An 8809-nucleotide genomic window follows, 5' to 3' on the forward strand; every position below is an offset into this window, starting at 1 on the left:
CTTTCCTTTTCGAGCAGCCGGCCAAGGGCGCAGGGCAGCACGACTCGACATCCGCGCTTGCCGTCAGCAGCACCATTCGGCTCGACGACCGTGTCATCACCCGGGGCACCCCGCCGCGGTGGGAGGGTTGCCGTCCAGCAAGCCGGGGCTTCGCACTGGACTCGTGACATAAGCGACTATATCAGTAGGATTTACCTGGATATGGCATGAGGTGATGCTTAGTGGCTTTTGTCTCTTTTGTGCGAGGGTGTGCTCAGCCGTTGACCAGGGCGTCGCCGAGGGGCGTGCGCGCGTACAGGACGCCGCGGCCGACGCGGGTGCCCGCGATCAGGCCCGTCCTGCGCAGCGCCGCCAGATGGCCGCCGGTGGTGCCCAGGCTCTGCCCGAGCAGGGCCGCGAGCTGGGTGGTGGTGGCGGGCTCGGCCAGCTCGGCGAGGATGCGGGCGCGGCTGCGGCCGATCAGGGCCGACAGGTCGGCGTCGGCCGCGGCGGGCACGGCCGCGGCGCCCCTCGCGGGGTAGATCATCGCGTACGGCCAGGCGTCCTCCAGATAGGCGCCGACGGCGGTCGTGAACGCCGACGGCAGGAAGAGCAGCCCCTTGCCGCCGAGCCGGCGCAGCCCGTGGAGGCTGGTCAGCTCGACCTCGATCTGCCCCCGGGGCCGCCAGTGGACCTGCGGGCTGAGGTCCTCCAGCGCCGCCGCCCAGCCGTAGGCCGCCAGCCGTCCCGCCCGATGGGCGACGTCGCGCTGCAGGATCGCGCGGAAGCGCGGCCAGTCGTGGGAGACGATCTCCGTCCAGAGCGCCTCGTACGCGTCGGCGAACCGCTCCACCACCCGCGGTCCCGCCAGCAACTCCCTGACCCCGCCCGCCGCCGGCCGCCCGGCGAGCGCCCGAGCGATCTCCGCGTGCGCCTGCTCCAGCGGCGTCCTGCGCATGGCGGCCAGCTCAGCCTCGAACGGCACGTCCACCGCCGTCGGCGGCGGGGCGATGAAGGCGACGTTCGTGCCGCGCCGGTTGCCGCTGATCGCGTCCGAGGCCCGCAGCACGGGGTGCGTGCGTTCGAGCTCCCGGTACGTGCCCCGCCACCGAGCGGCCCACCGGCCGTGCACGCCCGCCTCCAGCCGGCCCGCCAGCACCCACTGCGCGTGCATGGTCTCGATCAGCGGCGAGATCGCGAACCTGGTGGCCACCAGGTCCTGCGGGGTGACCTCGATTCTTACGGGCACCTTTCGGTTATATCCGAAAGAGTCGCCGGCTCGCCGGTCCGGTCCGCACCATCGTGGACGTGAATGGGGCGACGTTCGGCGAGGTGTTCGCCGTCAAGGAGTTCCGGGTCCTGTTCGGCAGCTTCGCGCTGCTGGTCGGCGGGGACTCGATCAAGATGCTGGCCCTGTCCGTGCTGGTCTATGCGCGGACCGGCTCGGTCGGCCTGTCGGCCGCCGCGTACATGGCCGGCTGGCTGCCGTTCATCGTGGGCGGGCTGTTGCTGCTCTCGCTGGCCGACCGGCTGCCGCCGCGGGCGCTGATGGTGACCGGCGAGGTGGTCAGGGCGGTGACGTGCCTGCTGCTGGCCTTCGCGGGGTTGCCGGTCTGGGCGATGCTGGCGCTGGTGCTGGTCACTGGGCTGTTCACGCCGGTCTTCTTCGCCGCGCGGGCGGCGATGCTGCCCGACGTGCTGCCCGGCGATGCGTTCGTGCTCGGGCGGTCGGTCCTGAACGTGGCCTCCGCGAGCGCGCAGATCGCGGGGCTGGCGGCCGGGGGCGCGTTCCTGGCCGTCGCCGGGCCCTCGGGGGCGCTGGCCACGACCGCGGGCCTGGCCGCGGTGGCCGCCGTGGTGCTGCGGGCCGGACTGCCGTACCGGCCCGCCCGGGGCACGGCGCGGGCGGGCGCGGTGCGCCAGACGCTGCGGGTCAACCGGCGGCTGCTGGCCGACGGGCGGGTGCGCGGGCTGCTGCTGGCGGGGTGGCTGCCGTGCGTGTTCCTGGCCGGGGCCGAGGCCATGGTCGTGCCCTATCTGGGCGGGCAGGGGCAGGCCGGGGTGGTGCTCGCGGCGGCGGCCGTCGGGATGGCGGTGGGGGAGTTCGCGGTGGGCAGGTTCGCCGCGCCGGGGCTGCGGGAGCGGCTGTCGTTTCCGCTGGCGGTGCTGCTCGGCGTGCCCTGGGTGGGGTTCGCGCTCGGGCCGGGGATGGCGTGGGCCGCCGTGCTGGCCGCGGTGGCGACCGCGGGGCTGTCGTACCAGCTGGGGTTGCAGCGGCGGTTCGTCGAGTCGGTGCCCGAGGAGGTGCGGGGGCAGGCGTTCGGGCTGCAGTCGTCCGGGCTGATGACGGGGCAGGCGGCCGGGGCGGCGCTGGTCGGGGCGCTCGGAGAGGTGATCGCCCCCGGGCCCGCGATCGCGGTGGCGGGCGGTGCCGGGGTCCTGGTCGCGCTGGCGATGGCGGGCGTGCTGCGCCCGGGCGGTACGCGCGAAGCGGCCCCTCACCTCTGACCGGCCGGTGAGCGTGCGGCGGGCCCTCGCCGTTGACCGGCCGTTGAGCGCGCGGCGGGCCCGGCTGCCGAGCTCGCGCAGCCCCGCCGCTGATCGGCCGCGCCCCCGGCACGGGCGCGGAAAACCCCCCGCGATCGGGCGTGTCCCGGCTATATGGTGCCGTTCGTGGACACTCTGGAAAGCCTCGTCATCGCCCGGCGGCTGCGCGTGCCCATCGGCGCCGCGCCCGCCGGATCCGGGTCCGGCTGGGGGGAGATCGCCGCCCGCCAGCTCGACGCGGCGCTGCTCAGCGTCGGCTTCACGTGCTCGGCCGCGCTGCTCGAGCGGCTGTCCGGGCTGCGCGGCGAGACCGTGGTCGACCTCGGCGTCCGCATTCTGGCCGCCGTCCGCACGCTCGTGGGTGACCACGTCCGGCACAACGCGTACTTCCTCGACTTCCCCAAGAACGTGCCCGACACCCTGGAGTTCTGGGCCGGGCTGCTGCGCGAGGCCCTGCTCGACCCGGTCGCCGCCGCCCGCGTCGAGACCTCGGCGCTCAACCTGCTCTCCCTGCCCGGCTACGGCCGTTACCAGCACACCTACGCCGACCTGCTGGCCGCGCACGCCGAGCTGATCCCGCTGGCCGGGGACCGGGTGACCGTGCTGGAGCTGGGCGGGAGCCTGGAGTCGGAGGCGCGGGAGCTCTACTTCTCGCTGGCGGGCTCCGAGGTGCCCCTGGCCGCCGAGGACCTGGCCGCGCTGCGCCTGCTGGCCGGGTTCTGCGCCGACGAGCCCGAGCGCATCCCCGTGCGCGAGAACCGCGCGATCGTCAACGAGGTCCGGCTGACCGAGGGCCGGCCGCTGCTGGTCGACACCGTGACCGACGTGCTCCGGCTCGCCTGCGGCTGCTCCGGCGGCGATGTCACGCTGGCCGAGCCCACCAGGTTCCGCTCGTTCCGCCGGGCCGAGCGCCGCGCCCTGCTGGGAGCCCTGGACGCGGTCGCCTCCCCGGCCAGGCTCGGCGACGTGCCGCGCCACCGGGAGGAGTGGAAGCGGCTCGGCGAACGGCTGCACCCCCACGAGTACCCGCAGTTCCCGCGCGCCCTGGCCGTCTTCGACACGGCCAGGGGCACGCGCCCGGCCCCAAGCCTGGACGGCCGGGTCGAGGCCGCCCTGTCGGCGGGCCGCACCGCCGAGGCGGTGAAGCTGCTGGAGCAGGCCCCGGGCGCGCTGCTGCGCCGCCTCGACCACCTGCTGCGGACCGGCCTGTCCACGTCGGCCGTGCTGGACGCCGCGGAAGGGGCCGCCTCGGGCGCCTCCGGCCGCGTCCTGCTGTCGCTGCGGGAGCATCTGCAGAACCGGCTCGCCCCCGTCGCGGGCCGCGTCTTCGTCAACCGGAACGGCAGGGCGTGGGCGGCCCCCGACTCCCGCTCGCCGCTGGAGGAGGAGGCCCTGGCGCGGGCGCTGGCCATCCTGGACGAGGAGATCGCCCGCCGCCTCCCCGACCCCGGCGAGCTGATCGTCGATCCCGACGTGCTCGACGTCGCCCTGCCGCTGTCCGGCAAGGCCGTCGTGCCCGGGCTGGGCATGCTGCCCCGGGGCTCGGTGTCGGCGGTGGACGGCGAACTGCTCAGGTTCTTCGTCCACTGGCGCGAGGCCCGGCAGCGCACCGACTACGACCTTTCCGCGCTCATGCTCGACGCCTCCTACGACGACCCGACGCACATTTCCTGGACGAACTACACCAACGACTTCGCCCAGTACTCCGGCGACCTCACCGAGGCACCCGAAGGCGCGTCCGAGTTCATCGACATCCGGCTCGCCGCCGCGGCCCAGCCGATCATCATCCCGCAGGTGAACATCTACGCCGGGGAAGCGTTCGACGAGGCCGCCGAGGCGTTCTTCGGCTACATGACCAGGGACGCCGCGCAGGAAGGCAGGCCGTTCGAGCCGCGTACCGTGCGCATGAAGTCGGACCTGCGCGGCTCCGGCCGGATCGCCCTGCCGCTCGTCTTCCTGCGCGGCGCCGACGGCGGCTGGCTGGTGAAGTGGCTGCACCTCTACCTGAAGGGCCACCCCGGCTTCAACCAGGTGGAGGGCAACCGCGTCAGCGCCTCCCTGCTGGTGCGCTCCATCGTCGAACGCGACTTCCTGCGCGTCCGCTACCTGGCCGACCTGCTGCGCGCGAAGAGCACGCCGGCCGGGCCCACCACCTACATCGGGCTGGAGCCGCCGGCCGGCCTCCCGGCGGGGGCACGGGTCTACACCCCGGGCACGCTGCACGAGCTGATCCCCGCCTGACACGACCGGGCCGGAGCTTCTCTGCTAGCGTTGGCCGTGACGCGGGGTGCCCGGGCTGCCGGGCTGAGATCACACCCGTCGAACCTGATCTAGTTCGCACTAGCGAAGGGACGTCATCGGTGACCTTCTGTGAGAAAATCTGGGCGCGCACGGCCACGCTGCTCGAGGCGATCCACGACCACCCGTTCAACGCCGCGCTCGGCGACGGCACCCTCGACCGCGAGCGATTCGCGTTCTACCTGGTCCAGGACGGGCGCTACCTGGTGGCCTACGCCAAGGTCCTCGCGACCGCCTCGGCCCGCGCCGGCTCCCCGGCCGACGCCGCGTTCTTCGCGCAGAGCGCGCACACGGCGCTGGTCGTCGAGCGGGCCCTGCACACCGGCTACCTGGAGGAGTTCGGGCTGACGGCCGGCGAGACGGCGGCCGTCGCCACCTCGCCGACCTGCCTGGCCTACTCCTCCTACCTCCAGGCCACGGCCCTGGCCGCCCCGTTGCCCGTGCTCGCCGCCGCCGTGCTGCCGTGCTTCTGGGTCTACCAGGACGTCGGCGCGGCACTGCTCGAACGTACGGCGGGCGCGGCCGACCACCCGTACCGGACCTGGATCGGCACCTACTCCGACCCCGCCTTCGCCGCCTCGGTGGAGCAGGCCAAGGCCATCACCGACCGGCTGGCGGAGAGCGCCGACCCCGAGACGCGCCGGGCGATGGACGAGGCGTTCTGCCGGGCCACCGAGTACGAGTGGATGTTCTGGGACAGCGCCTGGCGCCTGGAGACCTGGCCCACGGGACAATGGCTCCGGCCGCAGCTCACGCGAACGACTCGCTGAGCTCCCTGCGCAGCTCGCGGGCCTGATGGAGGTAATGGGTGGCCAGCGCGGTGCGGCCGGACGAACGGTACAGCTCGCCGAGCGTCTGGTACGTGTCCGCCTCCCCGCTGCGATCCCCCAGTTGCTGGAAGATCACCAGAGAGCGCTCCAACTGGTCGGAGCCGTCCGAACGGTCGCCCCTGGCCACCTGGAGCCCGCCCAGGTTCCGCATCGCGTACGCGCCGCAGTGGCGGTCGCCGAGCGCCTCGAAGATGCCCAGCGCATGCCCCTGGTAGCGCATGGCCCGGTCCGACTGGGCGAACAGGTCGTACATGCGGCCGAGCTGCATCGACACGCAGCCCTCGCGGTGGGCGTCGCCGAGCTCCTCGGCCAGCCGCAGCGCGTCCCCCAGCCACCGGGACGCCTGCTGCAGGTCCCGCAGCGACAGGTAGACGCGCCCGATCGCCTGCCGCGCGTACGCCTCGCCGCTGCGGTCGCCGATGGCCAGGAACATGGCCAGCGCCTGCCGGAAGGACGCGAGCGCCTTGAGATGCCGGTTGGAGAACTGGCTGACCGCCGCCAGCCCGCAGATCGAGATGGCTTCGCTCCGCGTGTCACCCAGCTCGTGGAAGATGACGCGGGCCCGCTTGAACATGTCCTCGGCCTCGGCGTACCGGTCCTGGTAGAGGCAGACCTGGGCCAGGCCGCGCAGCATGGCGGCCTCCCCGAGGCGGTCGCCGGCCGCGCGGGCGCTGTCGAGCGCGAGGCGGTGCGTCAGCTGCCACTCGTCCAGCAGGCAGTGCAGGTCGAAGTACGGGACCAAGGTGGCGGCCAGTCCCCACGCGGACTGGGCCAGGCCCGCGCCGGCGGCGAGCTGTACGGCCTCGACCAGGGACTGCCGCTCGGCGTCGAACCACGACAGCGGCTGGGCGGTCAGGCGGCCGAGGGTCTCCCGTTCCAGGCTCCAGCGGGGCGCGAGGTCGGACGTCAGCCCGAAGAGAGTGGTGGGCAGCCGCAGGGAGGCGTGCTCGGCGGCGGTCAGCCAGCCGCCGAGCACCCGGGCCAGCGCGTGCCGTTCGGTGTCGCCGCCCGCCTTCTCCTTGGCGGCGCAGCGGATCAGGTCGTGGAGCCGGTAGCGGGGCTGGCCGACGTGGTCGGTGCCGGCCAGCCGCAGGAGGTTCGCGTCCACCAGGGTGTCCACGACGGCGTCGGCCCGGGGCCGGTCGAGCACGGCGTCGGCCACCCAGCCGGGTACGGACTGCTCGCCGAGCAGGCCGATCGCGCGGAAGGCCAGGGCGGCGTCGTCGGACAGCCGCCGGTAGCTGAGCTCGAACGAGCCGCGTACCTCCAGGTCGCCGGCGCGTAACTCGTCGAGGCGGCCCGCCTCGTCCTCCAGCCGCTGCCGCAGCACGCCCAGCGACCAGCCGGGCCGTCCGGACAGCCGGGCCCCGGCCACGCGGACGGCCAGCGGTAAGTGACCGCAGGAGCGCACGATCGCCCGGGCGGCCTCGCGCTCCTCGGCCACCCGCTCGGGGCCGACGATCCGGCCCAGGAGCTCCTCGGCCTCCGCGGGCGGCAGCACGTCGAGTTCGAGCTGGAGCGCGCCGGGCAGCTCGGCGATCCGTCGGCGGCTCGTGACGAGCACCGCGCTGCCGCTGCCGGGGAGCAGGGCGCGTACCTGGGCGGTGTCGGCGGCGTCGTCGAGGAGGACCAGCATCGGGCGCTCGGACAGCAGGGAGCGGTAGAGCGAGGCCCGCTCGCGCACGGTCGGCGGCAGCGCCGGCTCCGCGACGCCCAGCGCGCGCAGCGCCTCGGCCAGAAGGGCGAGCGGGTCGGCGGGTTCGGCGTCGGTGCCGCCCAGGCACAGGTAGAGCTGGCCGGCGGGGTAGCCCGCCCGTAACGCGTGGGCGCAGTGCACGGCCAGCGCGGACTTGCCCACCCCCGGCGGTCCGGTCACCACGGCGAACGCGGGCGGCCCGTCCGGCCCGTGGGCCTCGGGGGCCAGGGCGCGCGTCACGGCCGCGACGTCCTGCGCCCTTCCGGTGAAGTCCGGCACGTCCGCGGGCAGCTGGTGCGGCGCCGCCGCGACGGGCGCGGGCGGGGCGTCGCCCGCCAGCACGGACGCGTGCACGTCGCGCAATTCCTGCCCCGGCTCGATGCCCAGCTCGTCCACGAGCTGCCGCCTGATCGTGGCGTAGGCGTTCAGGGCCTCGGCCCGCCGGCCGCTGTGGTGCAGGGCGAGGATCAGCTGCTGCCACAGGTCCTCGCGGTAGGGGTGCTCGCCGATCAGGTCGCGCAGGTCGTCGATCGCGGCGGCGTGCTCGCCTCGGGCCAGCTTCAGCGCCACCAGCTCCTCGACCGCGGACAGCCGGGCCTGGGTGAGCGCGCGCAGCCGCCCGTCCCACAGCGCGCTGGCGGGCAGGTCGCCGAGCGGGGTGCCGCGCCACAACGCCAGCGCCCGGCGTAAGTGCTCCGCCGCCTCCTCGGTACGCCCCGCCGCCCGCGCCCTGGCCACCAGGTCCTCGAACTCCAGGGCGTCCAGCCGCCCCGTGTCGAGCCGCATCACGTAACCGGAGGGCCGGGCCTCGATCTGGGCGCCGGCCGAGCGCAGCGTGCTCACGTACGTGCGCAGGTTGGCCACGGCCGACGACGGCTGCGTCCGGGGCCACAGCACCTCGACGAGCGCCTCCGAGCTGACCACCTCGTTGGCCTCCAGCAACAGCGAGGCGAGCAGGAGCCTGGGCTTCCTGCCCGCGATGCGTAGGGGCCCTTCCGGGACCCGGGCCTGCAGCGGCCCAAGAACACTGAATACGGGCTGTTCAACCACCATGACCGCGCGTTCTCCTGAGCTGGGCGCCGTGCGAGGGCGTCCGTTGGTGAAGCGTTCAAGCTGGAAGGGCCTTTATACCGATTTTGGATGTTCTTTGTATGCCGGACTCGCAATCTTGATCCCCAGCAAGAGCGCTTCGGAAGATCTAACGGACAAGATTCGCGGCTCCGGCGGGCATCGCCCCTCGCTGCCCGCAGAAAGGTATCCGCATGAGAACCAGAGGGGTGCTTACGGCCGGGCTCGCCCTGCTCTTCAGCCTCACGACCGGCCCGCTCGCGACGGCCTGGGCCGCTCCGACTCCGTCTCCCTCGCCGACGTCCTCGTCGAAGGAGGACGAGGGGGAGATGGGCAACCCGGACAACCAGGTGGACGTCCCGCCGGTGTCCACGCTGGCGGCGCCGAGCTT

5 protein-coding genes, 1 pseudogene and 2 riboswitches are annotated in these 8809 nt (G+C 73.9%); of the genes and pseudogenes, 4 read left to right on the forward strand and 2 right to left on the reverse strand.

Annotated elements, in window-relative coordinates; translation table 11 throughout:
* Positions 1 to 48: 48 nt before the first annotated feature.
* A riboswitch (SAM riboswitch) is annotated at positions 49 to 169 on the reverse strand.
* A gap of 84 nt (positions 170 to 253) precedes the next feature.
* Positions 254 to 1228 carry a DUF5937 family protein gene (locus tag ABZX61_RS62985; RefSeq protein ID WP_355212184.1) on the reverse strand — a complete coding sequence of 325 codons (975 nt, stop codon included), beginning with the start codon at positions 1226 to 1228 and terminating at the stop codon, positions 254 to 256.
* 59 nt (positions 1229 to 1287) lie between these two features.
* Between ABZX61_RS62985 and ABZX61_RS62990 the strand changes: the two genes are divergently transcribed.
* The 3 genes from ABZX61_RS62990 (at position 1288) to tenA (ending at position 5594) form a co-directional block, all read left to right on the forward strand.
* Positions 1288 to 2487 carry an MFS transporter gene (locus tag ABZX61_RS62990; protein WP_355212186.1) on the forward strand — a complete coding sequence of 400 codons (1200 nt, stop codon included), beginning with the start codon at positions 1288 to 1290 and terminating at the stop codon, positions 2485 to 2487.
* A 165-nt stretch (positions 2488 to 2652) separates the two neighbouring features.
* Positions 2653 to 4767 carry a hypothetical protein gene (locus tag ABZX61_RS62995; RefSeq protein WP_355212189.1) on the forward strand — a complete coding sequence of 705 codons (2115 nt, stop codon included), beginning with the start codon at positions 2653 to 2655 and terminating at the stop codon, positions 4765 to 4767.
* 32 nt (positions 4768 to 4799) lie between these two features.
* A riboswitch (TPP riboswitch) is annotated at positions 4800 to 4895 on the forward strand.
* A complete protein-coding gene (gene tenA / locus ABZX61_RS63000) occupies positions 4887 to 5594 on the forward strand; it encodes a thiaminase II (RefSeq protein WP_350742943.1) in 708 nt (235 codons plus the stop codon). It overlaps the preceding riboswitch by 9 nt.
* On the opposite strand, the gene ABZX61_RS63005 is transcribed toward tenA, so the two are convergent.
* A complete protein-coding gene (locus ABZX61_RS63005; protein WP_355212192.1) occupies positions 5575 to 8403 on the reverse strand; it encodes a BTAD domain-containing putative transcriptional regulator in 2829 nt (942 codons plus the stop codon). The two genes, tenA and ABZX61_RS63005, sit on opposite strands and share 20 nt — an antisense overlap.
* 209 nt (positions 8404 to 8612) lie before the next feature.
* Between ABZX61_RS63005 and ABZX61_RS63010 the strand changes: the two are divergent.
* A pseudogene (locus tag ABZX61_RS63010) lies at positions 8613 to 8809 on the forward strand (hypothetical protein); the annotation flags it as partial.

Source organism: Nonomuraea sp. NPDC003709 (assembly GCF_040610775.1).
GTDB classification, from domain to species: Bacteria; Actinomycetota; Actinomycetes; order Streptosporangiales; family Streptosporangiaceae; genus Nonomuraea; species Nonomuraea angiospora_A.